The 15,564-nt window shown below is 40.8% G+C and carries 14 protein-coding genes; 6 read left to right on the forward strand and 8 right to left on the reverse strand.

Annotated elements, in window-relative coordinates; translation table 11 throughout:
- Window positions 1-188: 188 nt before the first annotated feature.
- The gene (locus KDK67_RS11760) at window positions 189-947 is read left to right on the forward strand and encodes a hypothetical protein (RefSeq protein ID WP_250868985.1); all 759 of its coding nucleotides are present in this window, start codon (window positions 189-191) and stop codon (window positions 945-947) included.
- A gap of 47 nt (window positions 948-994) precedes the next feature.
- On the opposite strand, the gene KDK67_RS11765 is transcribed toward KDK67_RS11760, so the two are convergent.
- The 7 genes from KDK67_RS11765 to KDK67_RS11795 all read right to left on the reverse strand — a co-directional run bounded on the left by KDK67_RS11765 (window position 995) and on the right by KDK67_RS11795 (window position 6,713).
- The gene (locus tag KDK67_RS11765) at window positions 995-1,429 is read right to left on the reverse strand and encodes a VOC family protein (RefSeq protein WP_250868986.1); all 435 of its coding nucleotides are present in this window, start codon (window positions 1,427-1,429) and stop codon (window positions 995-997) included.
- Entirely contained in the window at window positions 1,389-2,015 is a 627-nt protein-coding gene (locus KDK67_RS11770) for a YkgJ family cysteine cluster protein (RefSeq protein ID WP_250868987.1), read from the reverse strand. The genes KDK67_RS11765 and KDK67_RS11770 overlap by 41 nt, the downstream gene beginning before the upstream one ends.
- A 611-nt stretch (window positions 2,016-2,626) precedes the next feature.
- The gene (gene phoU / locus KDK67_RS11775) at window positions 2,627-3,277 is read right to left on the reverse strand and encodes a phosphate signaling complex protein PhoU (RefSeq protein ID WP_250868988.1); all 651 of its coding nucleotides are present in this window, start codon (window positions 3,275-3,277) and stop codon (window positions 2,627-2,629) included.
- Between the two features lie 4 nt (window positions 3,278-3,281).
- A complete protein-coding gene (pstB, locus tag KDK67_RS11780) occupies window positions 3,282-4,049 on the reverse strand; it encodes a phosphate ABC transporter ATP-binding protein PstB (protein ID WP_250868989.1) in 768 nt (255 codons plus the stop codon).
- A gap of 22 nt (window positions 4,050-4,071) precedes the next feature.
- Window positions 4,072-4,929 (reverse strand): phosphate ABC transporter permease PstA, encoded by an 858-nt coding sequence (gene pstA / locus KDK67_RS11785; protein ID WP_250868990.1) that lies wholly within the window; start codon window positions 4,927-4,929, stop codon window positions 4,072-4,074.
- A complete protein-coding gene (gene pstC, locus KDK67_RS11790; RefSeq protein WP_250868991.1) occupies window positions 4,929-5,822 on the reverse strand; it encodes a phosphate ABC transporter permease subunit PstC in 894 nt (297 codons plus the stop codon). The genes pstA and pstC overlap by 1 nt, the downstream gene beginning before the upstream one ends.
- A gap of 36 nt (window positions 5,823-5,858) precedes the next feature.
- Complete coding sequence (locus KDK67_RS11795) at window positions 5,859-6,713, reverse strand: phosphate ABC transporter substrate-binding protein (RefSeq protein ID WP_250868992.1); 855 nt, start codon at window positions 6,711-6,713, stop codon at window positions 5,859-5,861.
- A 212-nt stretch (window positions 6,714-6,925) separates the two neighbouring features.
- On the opposite strand from KDK67_RS11795, the gene KDK67_RS11800 reads away from it, so the two are divergent.
- The 5 genes from KDK67_RS11800 (at window position 6,926) to KDK67_RS11820 (ending at window position 14,718) form a co-directional block, all read left to right on the forward strand.
- Window positions 6,926-7,186: a hypothetical protein gene (locus tag KDK67_RS11800; RefSeq protein ID WP_250868993.1), complete on the forward strand. Its 261-nt coding sequence runs from the start codon at window positions 6,926-6,928 to the stop codon at window positions 7,184-7,186.
- Window positions 7,187-7,494: 308 nt separating this feature from the next.
- Window positions 7,495-9,654, forward strand: a complete 2,160-nt coding sequence (locus tag KDK67_RS11805; protein ID WP_250868994.1) for a type I restriction-modification system subunit M — start codon at window positions 7,495-7,497, stop codon at window positions 9,652-9,654.
- Complete coding sequence (locus KDK67_RS11810; RefSeq protein ID WP_250868995.1) at window positions 9,644-10,852, forward strand: restriction endonuclease subunit S; 1,209 nt, start codon at window positions 9,644-9,646, stop codon at window positions 10,850-10,852. The genes KDK67_RS11805 and KDK67_RS11810 overlap by 11 nt, the downstream gene beginning before the upstream one ends.
- Window positions 10,849-14,037 carry a type I restriction endonuclease subunit R gene (locus KDK67_RS11815; RefSeq protein WP_250868996.1) on the forward strand — a complete coding sequence of 1,063 codons (3,189 nt, stop codon included), beginning with the start codon at window positions 10,849-10,851 and terminating at the stop codon, window positions 14,035-14,037. The genes KDK67_RS11810 and KDK67_RS11815 overlap by 4 nt, the downstream gene beginning before the upstream one ends.
- A gap of 3 nt (window positions 14,038-14,040) precedes the next feature.
- Complete coding sequence (locus tag KDK67_RS11820) at window positions 14,041-14,718, forward strand: M48 family metallopeptidase (protein WP_250868997.1); 678 nt, start codon at window positions 14,041-14,043, stop codon at window positions 14,716-14,718.
- A 1-nt stretch (window position 14,719) separates the two neighbouring features.
- Here the strand turns inward: KDK67_RS11820 and KDK67_RS11825 are convergent, their stop codons facing one another.
- Window positions 14,720-15,292, reverse strand: coding sequence for an acetate uptake transporter (locus KDK67_RS11825; protein ID WP_250868998.1), 573 nt, complete (start codon window positions 15,290-15,292; stop codon window positions 14,720-14,722).
- Window positions 15,293-15,564 lie beyond the last annotated feature (272 nt).

Here is a 15,564-nt window from a genome sequence, read left to right on the forward strand (position 1 = left end):
TTTCAGGGAGTGACTAAAATAGAGACATAGTATATTGTTTTTTGGTAAAATCAATATCAAGCACTGATGGAATGGTGTTGAGTATTCTAAGTTTATATCAAAAACGCGAGGATGGCTGAATAGTTACTTTTAATTTTGATTTTTTTGCATTTAATGAAATTAGGCGTGATCCTAATGCATGGGAATTTATGGTTTCACTTTTTAATTATTGCGAGGAAATGCGCTTATCGCAACCACAAAACCATAAAAATGATAATTTATATTACGAAATTGGTTTAGATATTTTTGATTTTCTTTGTGGCCTTAAATCATTGGACTGCGAAGATATGTATGGAATACTTGTTTCTTCTGAAGAAAATTGTAAAGAATTTCCTTTACTAGTTGATGATAATTTAAATATCTTTATTTGTCCTGAAACCCTCTTCTTGGTTTCTAGCCTGATACTATTTGTCTCAAACACAAAAAAATACAACTCTGATTTAGGTTTTAGAGGAACGGAGTTTGAACACGAAACCTGTGATGTTTTTGAGTCCTGTAGTTTCAGCTTAGAACATCCTAGATATAAAGATCAATCAGTGACTAACAAAAAAATAAATTTTGAAATAAACGGAAATAAGATTCAACGAGAAATAGATTTATTTCCTTATAATGACGAATATTTGTTTGTTGTAGATTGCAAAAGGAACTCTTTAAGGCCAAACTACATTTTGAATCATGAAAAACAAAATAGAGCTTTTGGAAACGATGGTATTAAAGATGAAATTAAAAACAAACATATTGATAGAGTGAATTATTTTGAAAAACATCAAATTGATTTTGGTTTCAAAAAAGAAAGAAAAGTTAAAGGATTAATTGTGACTTTAATTAAAGAAGATATTGAGACCTACAAAGGAATTGACGTTGTTCCTTTTTCGGACTTAAAAGTGTATCTCAAAGACTTTCAGTAATTACATTTCTAGATGAAGTTCTCCACCAACACCTTCGCCACCCCCTATTATTCGCGAGGCTTCGCTTCACCGATTTCTATCAGGTAGCCGTCCGGGTCTACCATATAGCAGCGAAATTCAGCACTGTGATCTTTGAGCTCTGTTATAAACTTAGCACCGATTTCTTTTCGTGATTCATAAAAACTTTGAAGATCGGCCACTCGAACATTTAAGAACGCACTCATGATAAAATTGAATTCTTCAGTAACCTTCCTTGCCCCAGTAGGTCTAAGCCTCAAGGAAAAGCTCTCAGTCCTGACAAAATCCTTACTATCCATAGCTCCCTTTTCAATCAGGTTAATAATAGCAAGATCAACAATAAACCGGATGGCTTTCTTAATTTTAGGAGACCTACTTGTAAGCAGCTTTGATGCTAAAATATCAGGGGAAGTATTAATCTTTTTATGTTGAACAATGGGTTTCCTGTATCTCAGGTACACCATTGACCTTCTTCAATGCATTTTTAGATTGCAGAAACATGGACAGCATGTCAAGTTCATCGTAAGGTATCTGCATTTCTTGAAGTGAGTCTCTGGAATGGAAATCTGAGGCTTCCGTTGCATAAGACTCAAGGCTTATCTCCCATTGCAGCAGTTTTTCAGCTTTTTCAGCAGCAGGGATGTCTGCTATCGATATTGTGTCCATTGCCCAGGATGATATGTCTTTGATGATCATAAAACCCAAAGGACATGGTTGTAACCCCAATGATATCCCCGAATCGTTCACTTTGAATGGGTACATACCACAAACAGTTAGTCTTTTTTCATAGATCTCACACCTGTTAGTCGGGTTAAGAAAAGAACATGGGCTGGTCATAACATAAAGAGACGGAACAAGAATATCGCTTTTAATATCCTTCGCTTTTTCAGGATCATTTTCTTTTAAAAAGTTGAACTCTTCTTCGAATATATGGACTCGTCCATTCCTGCAACATTCTGCTTTACATGTGTCGGGACATTCATAGTGTTGCAGAATATTCTGTATTGCATTGTAGTGAATAGCTTTTTTTACCATCATAACAGAGTTCAAAATAGTAAATCTCCATTTTTAGAAATTATTTTGTAAATTAAAAACAAGAAGTATCTTCAATAAGGATATAGCACATATATAGAGACTTTGCTTTATTAAAAATCGATTAAATATGTTTTTTACGATTATAATTATTAATAATAACTCCATTTTTTTTAAAAATGAATCAAAACATAAAAATAAGATTTTAAAGTCCAAATTTTACGTTTTGAAGATATAAATCTAGATTTAATCAAAATAATCAATTTTAAAATATTAATTATAAATTTTTATCCATTCAAAGCTATTAAGAGCTTTTTTTTATTTATTAATGAATTAAAAATTAATTTTTTAGAAAATAAAGCTTTAATAAATCTGGATATTCTTGAAAATAAGATTAAAATGCTATATGAATATTCGGACTTTTTCGGGTCTTAAATTATCCTCCTTGAGTTCTGTGTCTGTTATGAACCATGGAAATAATGAGTTATACCAATACAAGTAAGCTAATTTCACAGTTTCATTATCCATCCAATTTCCCCTTCCCCAGAGGTATATGAGGTCCCGACAAAGAAGAAAATAAAAGAAAAAATGATGTCTATAAGGCTCACTAAACCTTATCTCCTATTTTTTTAATTCAGGTTGACCCTCTGGTTAGTTGCGATATAAACAACCCCCTCACAGATATTGCATGCATGGTCAGCAATGCGTTCCAGATATCTGAGAACAAAGATAAGATCGACAGCATTCGGGATCAGGGCCGCATCCTCTATCATCAGGTTTACCAGTTTTTGCCAGGTGGAATAGAACAATCTGTCAACTTGACTATCTTCTTCAGCAGTAGCCTTTGCAAGTTCAGCATCATTTTCAGCATAGGCTTTCATTGAATTTTCCATCATCATTTGTGTGATGGATGCGATCGTGTTAATCTCTGCCAATGGTATGACGTGTTCGCCTTCGATCTTACTGACGAGTTCTGCTATATTCACTGCAAAATCGCTCATTCTTTCAAGGTCGATGGCTATCTTATAAGAAGCGGTTATCAAGCGAAGGTCTCTTGCCATTGGTTGTTGTAGGGCCAGCAAGTGCACGGTAGCTTTCTCGACATCATATTCAAGATCATCAACAATAGAATCCATCTCAATGACATTCTTTGCAAGCTCAAGGTCAAGATATTCCAATGCCTGTACGGAATCGACAAGCATTTTCTGGGATAATTCTCCCATTTCCTGAATTTCCGACCTGAGATCCTCAAGTCGCTGACTGAATCTTTCTCTGACCATGATATCACCCGAACCTTCCTGTTATGTAATCCTCGGTACTCTTCACCTGCGGATCTTCAAATATGTGCTTTGTCTTTCCGAACTCGATAAGTTCCCCAAGAAGGAAGAACGCTGTATGGTCGGAAATACGTGCTGCTTGTTGCATATTGTGTGTCACAATGACAATAGTGTAATCTTTCTTTAGTTCAAGAATAAGATCCTCGATCTTGGATGTGGATATCGGGTCAAGAGCACTGCAGGGTTCGTCAAAGAGAATTATCTCCGGTCTGACTGCAAGCGTTCTTGCAATGCACAAACGTTGCTGTTGTCCGCCACTCAGAGAGAACGCTTTATCGTTCAGACGGTCCCGTACTTCTTCCATCAGGGCGGCATCTTCAAGTGCCTTATGAACCCGCTCATCCACCTCGGACTTTGATAGCCCGTGTATCCTCGGTCCGTAAGCTACGTTATCATAGACGGACATGGGAAATGGATTTGGCTTTTGAAAGACCATACCTACTCTTTTTCTCAGGTCCACGACATCAACATCCTTGCCATATATGTTCTGTTCATCGATCAGCACATCGCCTTCGATACGGCATGTTTTCACAAGATCGTTCATCCTGTTCAGGCATCTTAAGAATGTAGATTTTCCACATCCGGAAGGACCTATCAGTGCAGTGACTTTATTTTTGGGGATATCAAGGGAAATATCCTTTAAGGCAGGTTTTTCACCATACCAGAGATCAAGGTTTTCGATCTTGATATTTATAATATTTTCATTTTTGGACATAATAAAAGTTCCTGTTCTTCGATCATCTGCTCAACTTCTTCCTGTAGTGGTTCCTTATGACGACTGCAATACCGTTCATCATGAACACGATGAACAGGAGCACCAATGCAGTTCCATATTGTAGTGGTCTTGTCTGACTAATGCTCGTGCCGGATGTTGCCAGAACGAACAGATGGTAAGGTAGCGCCATGAACTGTGAAAAGACCGAATCAGGTATCCTTGGTAAAAAGTATGCTGCACCTGTCAGAAGTATTGGTGCTGTCTCTCCGGCAACCCTGCCAATGCTCAGGACAATGCCGGTCATTATTCCCGGAATGGCAGCAGGAAGTATTACCTTTCTTGTGGTCTGCCATTTTGTTATGCCAAGTGCTAAAGATGCTTCGCGATATTCCTGTGGTACGGTCATGAGAGCTTCTTTACTTGCACGTATGATCACTGGAAGTATGAGTAAGGCCAGAGTTAGTGATGCTGAGAGGATGGAGGGGCCAAAGCCGAAATATTTGACGAACAGTGCCAGCCCGAAAAGACCGAATACCACTGAAGGGGTTCCTGCAAGATTATTGATCGCCATCTCGATAGCCCATGATGCACGGCCGGGACTGGAGTATTCGTTCAGGTATATCGCTGAGAGTATTCCAAGCGGTACGGCCAGTGCCATTGAAAGCCCGATAAGCGAAACGGTTCCCACTATGGCCGGATATATGCCTCCTTCGGTCATTCTTTTCATTGGCATTTGTGTAATGAACTCAATGCTAAGTACACTGTATCCGTTCACAATGATGTGGATAAGCAGAACGGACACGAAAATGATCACACTGGCCATGCAGATCTTCAAGGTTGCAAATGCCAGTTTCTCTGCTTTGTCAGGTCTAAGGAACATTATGCCTCCTCCTGAAGTCTGTATTTTTTCTTGACACTATCAGCAATGAGATTGATAATGAATGTAGTTATAAAGAGTACTGCACCGACAGCGAACAGGGCATGGAAATGTTCACTTCCCTGTGGTACTTCGCCCATTTCCAGGGCTATGGTTGCGGTCATGGTCCTTACCGGGTCGAAAAGACCTTCCGGGATCCCGGGTATGATGGCAGTATTACCTGTAACCATCATTACGGTCATTGTTTCCCCTATGGCTCTTCCGATACCAAGCATGACCGCGGCTGATATGCCGGACAATGCTGCTGGCAGGATAACGCGATATATTGTTTGCCAATGAGTACTTCCAAGGGCCAGGGAACCTTCCTTAAGACTTAAAGGCACTGAGTTGATGGCATCTTCAGCTACTGATATGATGGTTGGTAATGCCATCATCCCAAGCATGATAGAACCTGCCAGTGCGGTCTGTCCCGTGGGGAGGGATAAAAGATCCTGTAGCAGTGGGACTACTACGATAAGTCCGAAGAAACCATAGACCACTGAGGGTATTCCTGCAAGGATCTCAACAAATGGTTTTAGTATTTGTGCTATCCTCGGGTCTGCAAGTTCTGCCATATAGATAGCTGCTGCGATACCAAGGGGTACGGAGAGGATGATCGCTCCGGCGGTCACTATCAGTGAACCGGCAAGTAGGGGCAACAGGCCAAATTTTGCAGGCGAGGATGAAGGGTACCAAGAAGTCCCTGTGATGAAGGAAACTAATGAATGATCTCCAAACAGAAGGGCTCCTTCTCTAAAAAGAAAAATACAAAGAAGGAAAAGAGCTACTATCGTCACTCCGCTTGTCATCAGAAGAGCAACTTCAATTGCCTTTTCCTTATTATTTCTACGTGACATTCTCCGTCCTTGGTGATTTTAGATGTTCAAAAAAGGTTAAGCAGGGAAATACCCTACCTCTAAGACTGTTTCGGATCCCAGCTCACTTGAAATGAACTCTATGAATTCAAGGTTAAGACCGGCAGGTTCTCCGTCAGTGTAGAAATATAGTGGTCTTGCAAGGGGGTATGCACCTGAGAGGATATTCTCTGCAGTTGGTTCTTCAGCACCTTCTCCTGCATCGACAGCAAGTGCTTTTACGTCATTGCCAAGATATGCTACACCAGCATAACCAATAGCAGCTTTGTTCTGCATTACGGTCTGGATGATCGATCCGGTCGATGGGTTAATGAGTGCATCAGCCCTGAATTCGTTGCCTTCAAGAACTTCATCTTTGAAGTACTCGTAGGTACCTGAACTGCTATCGCGTGAAAGGACCACGATCTCTCGGTCTTCTCCACCAACTTCGTTCCAGTTTGAAACATCACCTACGTAGATAGCTTTTATCTGTTCGAATGTGAGTTCTGAAATAGGATTTTCCGGGTTTACGATAACTGAGATACCGTCCCATGCAATTGTATGCTGCAATGGGTTAATGCCGTTATTATGTGCGTTCTCTATCTCAACGTCCTTCATTGCCCTTGATGTCATTGCAATATCGACTTCACCATCGATAAGTGCAGCAATTCCAACACCGGAACCACCGCCAATGATGGAGACGTACTTACCAGGATTTTCGTTCATAAAAACTTCAGCTTCTGCCTGTGCAAGTGGAAGGACGGTGTCCGACCCTTTGACCATTATGGCTTCTCCGCCATCATCTGAATTATTCCCTACACAACCTGCTCCGAAAAGAGCAAGGGACATGACCACAAGCAGAGTGGTCACAGATAACATCGATCTCTTGAACATTTTTTTAACCTTCTTGAACCGACCCTTTTGGTTTGGTTTGTCAGTCCTATAAAGGTGCAAATGAGTTGAAATGCATATATAATTTCTCAGTATATTATATAGTGGAGTATGTATGACATTATATAATCAATATAGATATATATTCTATATATTTTAGTTTTGGAGTGTTAATTAAATGATGACAACGAGAAACAAATGAGAAGAGTTAAATATTGAAAATCATACCAATGTATGAAGATCAAAAAATAATCCTTACCTTAAAGGAAGTGAAAAGTATGTGCAATGAAAACTGTCCATGTTGGGGAAAAAACATTACCCATCCAAGAATTTGTCCGATCTGCGATTATATATTTAAGGGAAATGGATGGGACGGAATTGATGCTCACTATAAAGCGAGACACGAAAAAGAGACTGGTGAATTATATAAGGATTGGTGGGCACGAATGTGTAGTGACCATAAAACAAAAAGGTGAATACTCTCTGTAGAAAACCTATCAAAATCAACATATATAGACTGGAAATTGGATTATATTCCAACATCATGTAACACATTCCATAATCTTTTCAAATTGGATTAGTGTCCGAATATCGAGGATTTCTACAGAGCCGGTGAATAATAGCTGCTTTTTTGACAATGATTCATCCCTCCAACCACTTCAGCTAAACCAATTTTATATTTGAACTATAGATCTTTAGCAAACGTATATTTCTAAAATCAAAACATTCTATAACCAATACCAAATAAGCAAATTTATAACCCTTAACAATTCATTAAACCGACATGGCGAAACTGACCCTTCAACAACTTGAGTCCCATTTATTCAAGGCTGCTGACATCCTGCGTGGCTCGATGGACGCATCTGAATACAAAGAATACATTTTTGGAATGCTCTTCCTGAAAAGGATGTCAGACCAATTTGATGAAAAGCGGGAAAAGATCATTCAAAAATGGATTTCTGAGGGGCTTACAAATGATGAAGCGGAATCAATGGCCAATTCTCCTACTGAATACCTATACTATGTCCCTGAAGAGGCCAGATGGGACAATCTCAAGCATCTGAAGAAGGATATCGGGAATGAACTGAATAAGGCTCTTGCTGCGTTGGAAGATACCAACCCATCTGAACTCGATGGGGTTCTGAAGCACATCGATTTCAATGCGAAGAAAGGAAAGAGCCGTATCCCTGACTCAAAATTACAGGATTTCCTTGTCCATTTCGACAAGAAACCCCTTCATAACGATGATTTTGAATTCCCTGACCTGCTTGGTGCAGCTTATGAGTATCTGATAAAGTACTTTGCTGATTCCGCAGGCAAAAAGGGCGGGGAATTTTACACCCCTACTGAAGTTGTACGTATGATGGTACAGGTTCTTGACCCCGAAGAGGGAATGCGTGTATATGATCCTACATGTGGTTCCGGGGGTATGTTGATACAATCGAAACAGTATGTGGAAGAGAAGGGACAGAACTCCCGTGATCTTACATTGTATGGACAGGATGCCTATGGCGGTACCTGGTCCATCTGCAAAATGAACATGATCTTGCATGATATACAGGATGCAAAGATCGAACATGGCGATACCCTGACAGAGCCTAAGCATACTGAAGGCGGGGAGATCATGCATTTTGACAGGGTGATTGCCAATCCCCCATTCTCACTTGATTATTCGAGGAAGAACCTGACATTCCAGGAACGATACCTTTATGGTTTCTCGCCTGAGAAAAAGAAAGCTGACCTGATGTTCGCACAACACATGGTTGCCAGTACCAACAGTAAGGGAAAGATGGCTACTGTGCTTCCTCATGGTGTTCTTTTCAGAGGTGGAGATGAGAAGAAGATACGTGAAGGTATGTTGAAGGACGATATTATTGAAGCTATTATTGGACTGCCTGCGGGTCTTTTCTATGGCACTGGCATTCCGGCATGTGTGCTTGTGGTCAATAAGAACAAAACGGATGATATGCTCGGTAAAGTGCTTTTCATCAATTCCGATGCTGAATTTGCTGAAGGGAAGAACCAGAACCGCCTGAGACCTGAAGATGTTGAGAAGATAACTACTGCTTACAGTTCTCATCTGGAGATACCAAAGTATTCCAGACTTGTTGATATTTCAGAAATAGAAGCACAGGATTTCAACCTCAATATACGCAGATATGTGGATAATTCCCCTGAGCCCGAACCCCATAACGTACGAGCTCATCTGATGGGTGGTATCCCTGCCGATGAGGTGAAAGCTAAAGCACATATTTTCGATAAATATCACCTTAAAGACGGTGATATGTTGGTCCAAAGGACCGATACACCTAATTTCTACGATCTTCTCCCCTCGATAGATGAGAAGGACAAGATAAAAACCGTCTCTGAAGCTATCTGTGACCCCATAGAGGACGATATGCGTTTAGCTCTTGATGAGTGGTGGAATGACAATAATAAGAGGTTAGAGACCCTTCCTGATACGAAAGACCCATTCGTTGTCCGTAAGGAATTCCTTGATTCCATCAAAGAGCAACTTGTACCCATAGGTCTTCTTGATGATTTCAAAGTGGCAGGTATATTCGTTAACTGGTGGAAATTCATCCAGTACGACCTGAAGACCGCCATGAACACCGGTTGGACCAACGATTTCGTTCTCAATAAACAACTATTGGACGATGACGGCAACATTAGGGAACCCGAAGAGGACGCCACCGAATGTTCAATTGACACCCTCTCCCCCACAAACAAAGATCAGGTTGCAGAATGTGTCCTCTCAAAATTCAAGATCGAGCTCGACAAGTTCCTCAACCAATACCTGACCGAATCCCGACAACAATTCATCACATCGTTCGAGAACTGGTGGACCAAATACCACATTCCTGCAAAGGCAATAGAGTCCGAACGTGACGCTGCAAGGTCAAAGATGAACAATTTCCTGGAGGAACTCGGCTATGGTGCGTGATGGCTACAAGATGACAGAATTGGGCGAGATTCCGGTGGAGTGGGATGTAGTTCCATTAAATGATTTCACTGACAAAATGACTAGTGGTGGAACTCCTAATAGGGGGAAAAATGAATATTATGAAAATGGGGACATTTGTTGGATAAAAACTGGAGAATTAAAAGATAAAGATATATTTGGCACTGACGAAAAGATTACTAATATTGGTCTTAAATTTTCTTCTGCTAAAATTTATCCTGTTAAAACTGTCCTAATAGCTATGTATGGTGCAACAATCGGAAAATTAGGCATTCTGAGAGTTGAAAGTTCATCTAATCAAGCTTGTTGTGCATTCATCTCTAAAAAAAATGATTATATATATTTATTTTATTGGTTATTATATAATCGAAAAAATTTAATATCATTGGGTGCGGGTGGAGGTCAACCAAACATTAGCCAAGAAATATTGCGAAATGTTAAAATCCCCCTCCCCCCTCTCCCCGAGCAGCAAAAAATCGCCTCCATCCTCTCATCAGTAGACGAAACCATCGAAGAAACCGAGGCACTCATCGAGAAATATCAGCATGTGAAAAAGGGACTCATGTCCGACCTTCTCACTAAAGGGATCGATGAGGTGGGGTGTGTTCGGAGTGAGCAGACGCATGAGTTCAAGGATTCGGTGTTGGGGAAAGTGCCGGTGGAATGGGACTTAAGGAAGTTAGAATCTGTAGCTACATTACAAAGAGGGTATGATTTACCAATTCAAGTAAGAAATGAAGGAATAAATCCAGTTTATGGTTCAAATGGGATAAATGGCTGTCATTCAGAATCAATGGTTAAAGGTCCTGGGGTTTTGACTGGAAGAAGTGGTACAATTGGGTTTGTATATTATAGCCATGTTGATTATTGGCCACTGAATACAACTTTGTATGTAAAAGATTTTCATGGAAATTATCCGAAATTTATTTGGAGACTATTACAAAGTTTAAATCTTAAGAAATATTCAGCAGCTACAGGAGTTCCTTCACTTAATCGAAATTTCATTCATCCAGAAATTATTAAATTACCCCCTCTCCCCGAACAAAAACGCATCGCTGAAATCCTCACATCCGCAGACCAGCATATCGAAAAAGAAGAAGCATATCGTGACAAGCTCCTGCAAATGAAGAAAGGGCTTATGCAAGATTTACTGACAGGCAGGGTGAGGGTGACGGTATGACCGATCTTAACGAATATACGTATGTTGAAAAGCCTTTTTTGGACCAGCTTGAGGGGTTGGGTTGGGACATACTTGAACTGGAAATGACATCAGCTCCCGAGGAGTCTTATCGGTCTGCATATAGTGATATCATCATCGAGAGAGAACTGGCTATTGCATTGAAGGGGATCAATTCATGGATGGAGGATGACCAGATACGGGAGGTTACCAATGAGCTCACACGCATCAAGGCTTCCAATCTTATGGAAACTAATATGGGGATTAGTGAGCTTCTTCTCAACAATACGGTGGTGGATGAGAATCGGGAGACTGGGGCGAAGAGTCCCTCTGTCAAATATATTGACTTTGAGAATATTGAGAACAATCGTTTTCTTGCGGTAAGTCAGTTCAAGGTCAATGTATTGGGAACGCATAAACACATCATTCCTGATATCGTGTTGTTCGTCAATGGGATCCCTCTTGTTGTGGTTGAATGTAAATCCCCGAAGGTCTCTGATCCCATGTGGGAGGCCAAGAACCAGCTTTTGAGGTATTGTAACAATAGACCACAGGCGAAAGAGAGGGAAGGGAATGAGAGATTATTCCACTACAACCAGTTCATGATAGCGACCTACAGGCAGGAGGCCCGATTCTCCACCATCAGTGGCGGTCTTGAGCATTATCTTGAATGGAAAGACTGCTATCCCTTTAAATTTTCAGACATCAATACGGATGGCTCGAATCCCAACAGCCAGCAGATACTGGTGCAGGGTATGTTGCATCCTGAGAACTTTCTGGATATCGTACACAACTTCACCATATTCAAAGAAAACGATAAGGGGAAGGTAGCGAAGATCGTATCCCGATATCAGCAGTACAGAGCGGTCAGGAAGATCATTGAAAGGATATCAGAAGGGAATACTCCTGCTGAAAGGGGCGGTGTTGTATGGCACACACAGGGAAGTGGAAAATCCCTGACAATGGTGTTCCTCATACGAAAAATGAGGAAAGACCCGCAACTGAAAAAATACAAGGTCGTACTCGTAACCGATCGAACCGATCTTCAAACTCAGTTAGGCAGTACTGCAAACAACACCGATGAGACCGTATATATTGCAGACAGCATCGAAGAATTGAAGGACCTGTTGAAAAGCGATACCTCCAATCTCGTCATGGGAATGATGCAGAAATGTCAGGTAAAAGAGAAAGGCAATGGGAAAAACAAGTCCACTGCCGATATAAATTCCAATGGCAAGGATGGGGTCAAACTCAAGAAAAAGAGTAAGTTCATACCACTGCCAGTCCTTAATCGGTCTGAGAACATCCTGCTCTTAATAGATGAGGCTCACCGCACACAATCATCAAACCTTCATGCGAGTCTATCGAACGCATTACCCAATTGTACGAAAATAGCATTCACCGGAACCCCCCTCATCACAGAAAAAGCGAAAAAGAAGACCACCGATACATTCGGGGACTATATTGACAAATACACCATCGAGCAATCAGTGAAAGATGGCTCGACCCTTCAGATTATCTACGAAGGCAGGACCTCAAAGGATGCGGTCAAGGATGGTAAAGCCCTTGATGATGTCTTTGAAGACATGTTCCGTGATTACACTCCCCAAGAAAGAGAAGCGATACAGGCGAAATACGGAACGAAAACCGATATTCTCTCAGCACCAAAACGCATAGAGGCAATTGCCAAAGATATCGTTGACCATTATCGTAAGAAGATCATGGAAAATGGGTTCAAAGCACAGGTAGTAACATCCAGTAGAAAGGCAGCCATGCGTTACAAAGAATATCTGGACAATGCCATAAGGGATGTTATTGAAGAACTTGAAACCCAACCAGAAGACGTACAGAAAAAAGAAGAACTGGATACCCTAAAGAGACTTGAAACGGCTGTAGTCATATCTGGGGACCACAATGACCCCGTTGAATATGCAACATATACCGACCGTGCCCGTCAGAACAGGGATATTGAAAAGTTCAAGAAACCCCTCAAAGCAGACGACCCTGAAAAACAAAGTGGCGTTGCATTCCTCATTGTAAAGGACATGCTGATAACCGGATTTGATGCACCTGTGGAACAGGTAATGTACATCGACAGGAAACTTATCGAGCATAACCTCTTACAGGCCATAGCACGTGTCAATCGTCCTGCAAGCGGAAAGAACTACGGACTCGTAGTGGATTACTATGGCATTGGCAACCATCTAAAAGACGCCCTTAAAATATTCACTGCCACCGATGTGAAAGGTGCTCTGATTGAACTGAAAGATGAGATCCCGAAACTTCGTGAACGTCACGATCGTGCAGTGAACATATTCGAGAAAGCATACATCAGCAGCATCGATGACATTGATGCATGTGTTGATTATCTCGCAGATGAAGAAATAAGGGCAGAATTTATTGTTGCCTACAAGTATTTCCTCAAAAGTATGGACACAGTTCTCCCCAACCCCGCTGCATTGCCTTATGTAGGGGACATGAAGACCCTCTCATTTATCAAAGTGACAGCCAGAAACCGGTATAGGGACGATAACCTGAACATTGAAGATGCTGAAGAGAAAGTAAAGAAACTGATAGATGAATACATCATCTCAAAAGGCATCGACCCCAAGATCCCGCCAATATCCATCATGGCAGAAGATTTTGAAACCTACGTGACAAGTATCAAATCCCCGAAATCGAAAGCATCCGAAATGGAACATGCCATAAGATATCACATCTCTAAAAACATCGAGTATGATCCCGAATTCTACCAGAAAATGAGTGAGCGGCTGGAAGATATCTTAACAGCATGTAAGGAAAATTGGGAAGAATTGAGTCATGAGCTCGAAGATTTCCTGACCACGGTCCGTTCTGGAAGGGAGATGGAAGATGATGGTCTTGACCCGGTTCTTGAAAAACCGTTCTATGACATCATAGTGAAAGAACTGTATGGTGAAAATGAACCAAAGACCGAAGATAAGGAAACAATAATAGGTCTTACATCCGATATTGTATCTCTCATAAAAAGGGAAATTGATATCATTGATTTCTGGGACAAGGATTCCGAGAAAAAGAAACTCATAAGTTACATTGTAACTCTTCTCGTAAGATCAAAATTACCCGATGTCATCAAGAACAGAGAGAAAATAGCAGCCCGTTTCATGGGACTTGCTGAAAATCTCGACACAAAGCTCAAAGAGTCCTGATACATGCCCTCAAAAACGTTAACGTACACATTGGTAAGGTCCAACCGTAAGAGCCTTGGGATTAGCATAGAGCGCAACAATGACATCATAGTGAGAGCACCACAGGATTGCGCTATTGATGTTATCGATGGTTTTTTTGAAGATAAGAAATTCTGGATATATCAAAAACTCGCAGAAAAACGTCTGATCGAAGATGAACTGCCGCCTAAGAAATACGTAAATGGTGAAGGATTTCCCTATCTTGGTAAGAGTTACAGATTGCAGATAGTTGATGATGGTGCTCCCCTGAAATTATCTCATGGCTATTTTGAGCTTGATCAAAAAAATGCCGACAAGGGACGTGAGACATTCATCAAATGGTATAGGGAACACGCACTTCCCATCATTGAGAAGCGTGTGGTGATCTACAAGTCGATACTAGGGGTCGAACCATCCGACATCAGAGTACTTGACCTGAAGTTCCGTTGGGGCTCTTGTTCTTCAGCCGGCACTATCAACATTCACTGGAAGACCATACTTGCACCGATGTCGATAGTTGATTATGTAGTGGTACATGAACTGGTTCATCTGAAGGAAAAGAATCATACACAGAAGTTCTGGGAGATTATGGGGACAGTGCTGGCAGATTATGAAAAAAGGAAGGAATGGCTAAAGGTCAATGGGAATTATTTCGAGATTTGAATTATTCACCTATTGGTAAGATCGTTTTGCCGAACTTTTCATTTATTATTTCAGCCATTGCCAGATATATTGCACTGAGACCACAAAAGATCCCTTCATAACCAGCGAATTGCTTCATTGCTGCATTCCCTGTGAGATCGGATATGGCTAGCAATAAGAATAACAATGTTAATGATCCGAAGACGACTTGCAAGGCTCTATTAGATCTGAAGGTACCTATGAACATTCCAAAAGTGAACAATCCCCACATGAATAGATATGCTGACATTTCTATTGCGCCTGGAGCGTCTCCTAGACCCAATTTTGGTGCGATCAGTATGAATACTAAAGTGAGCCAGAATGCTCCATATGAAGTGAATGCTGTTGTTCCAAAAGTGTTACCATTTTTCCATTCCATGACCCCTGCTATAATTTGAGCAATGCCTCCATACAATAGGCCCATGGCTAAGATAGTTACTCCCAGTCCAAAGAATCCTGCATTATGCAAATTAAGTAACACCGTGGTCATTCCAAACCCCATTAATCCCAATGGTGCCGGATTTGCTGTTGTGATCTTGATCACACTTTCATCCATCTCATACTTCCCCCTTATCAATTACCATATCACTTACAATAAAGTTTATGGGTGATGTGGATATAAACATTATCAATTATTAGTGCTTAATTTTTGAATTATTGTAACTATTCAGCCTAATTATCGTCAATCCTGTATTCAACTCTAATACAAAAAATTAATTTGCAACCCTAAAATCAAACAATCGTTGGAACAAATGGCTTTCCATCGATTGCATCTTGAATAGCTTTCATCACAGAAAGTTGATTCTTCTTAACAGTAGAAATGTAGCT

Source organism: Methanococcoides seepicolus, assembly GCF_023684405.1.
GTDB lineage: Archaea > Halobacteriota > Methanosarcinia > Methanosarcinales > Methanosarcinaceae > Methanococcoides > Methanococcoides seepicolus.

Coding starts and splice junctions, on each gene's coding strand:
- KDK67_RS11760 (WP_250868985.1), top strand. CDS start 189: ATGGTTTCACTTTTTAATTATTGCGAGGAAATGCGCTTATCGCAACCA.
- KDK67_RS11765 (WP_250868986.1), bottom strand. CDS start 1,429: ATGGTGTACCTGAGATACAGGAAACCCATTGTTCAACATAAAAAGATT.
- phoU (WP_250868988.1), bottom strand. CDS start 3,277: ATGGTCAGAGAAAGATTCAGTCAGCGACTTGAGGATCTCAGGTCGGAA.
- pstB (WP_250868989.1), bottom strand. CDS start 4,049: ATGTCCAAAAATGAAAATATTATAAATATCAAGATCGAAAACCTTGAT.
- pstA (WP_250868990.1), bottom strand. CDS start 4,929: ATGTTCCTTAGACCTGACAAAGCAGAGAAACTGGCATTTGCAACCTTG.
- pstC (WP_250868991.1), bottom strand. CDS start 5,822: ATGTCACGTAGAAATAATAAGGAAAAGGCAATTGAAGTTGCTCTTCTG.
- KDK67_RS11795 (WP_250868992.1), bottom strand. CDS start 6,713: ATGTTCAAGAGATCGATGTTATCTGTGACCACTCTGCTTGTGGTCATG.
- KDK67_RS11805 (WP_250868994.1), top strand. CDS start 7,495: ATGGCGAAACTGACCCTTCAACAACTTGAGTCCCATTTATTCAAGGCT.
- KDK67_RS11810 (WP_250868995.1), top strand. CDS start 9,644: ATGGTGCGTGATGGCTACAAGATGACAGAATTGGGCGAGATTCCGGTG.
- KDK67_RS11815 (WP_250868996.1), top strand. CDS start 10,849: ATGACCGATCTTAACGAATATACGTATGTTGAAAAGCCTTTTTTGGAC.
- KDK67_RS11820 (WP_250868997.1), top strand. CDS start 14,041: ATGCCCTCAAAAACGTTAACGTACACATTGGTAAGGTCCAACCGTAAG.
- KDK67_RS11825 (WP_250868998.1), bottom strand. CDS start 15,292: ATGGATGAAAGTGTGATCAAGATCACAACAGCAAATCCGGCACCATTG.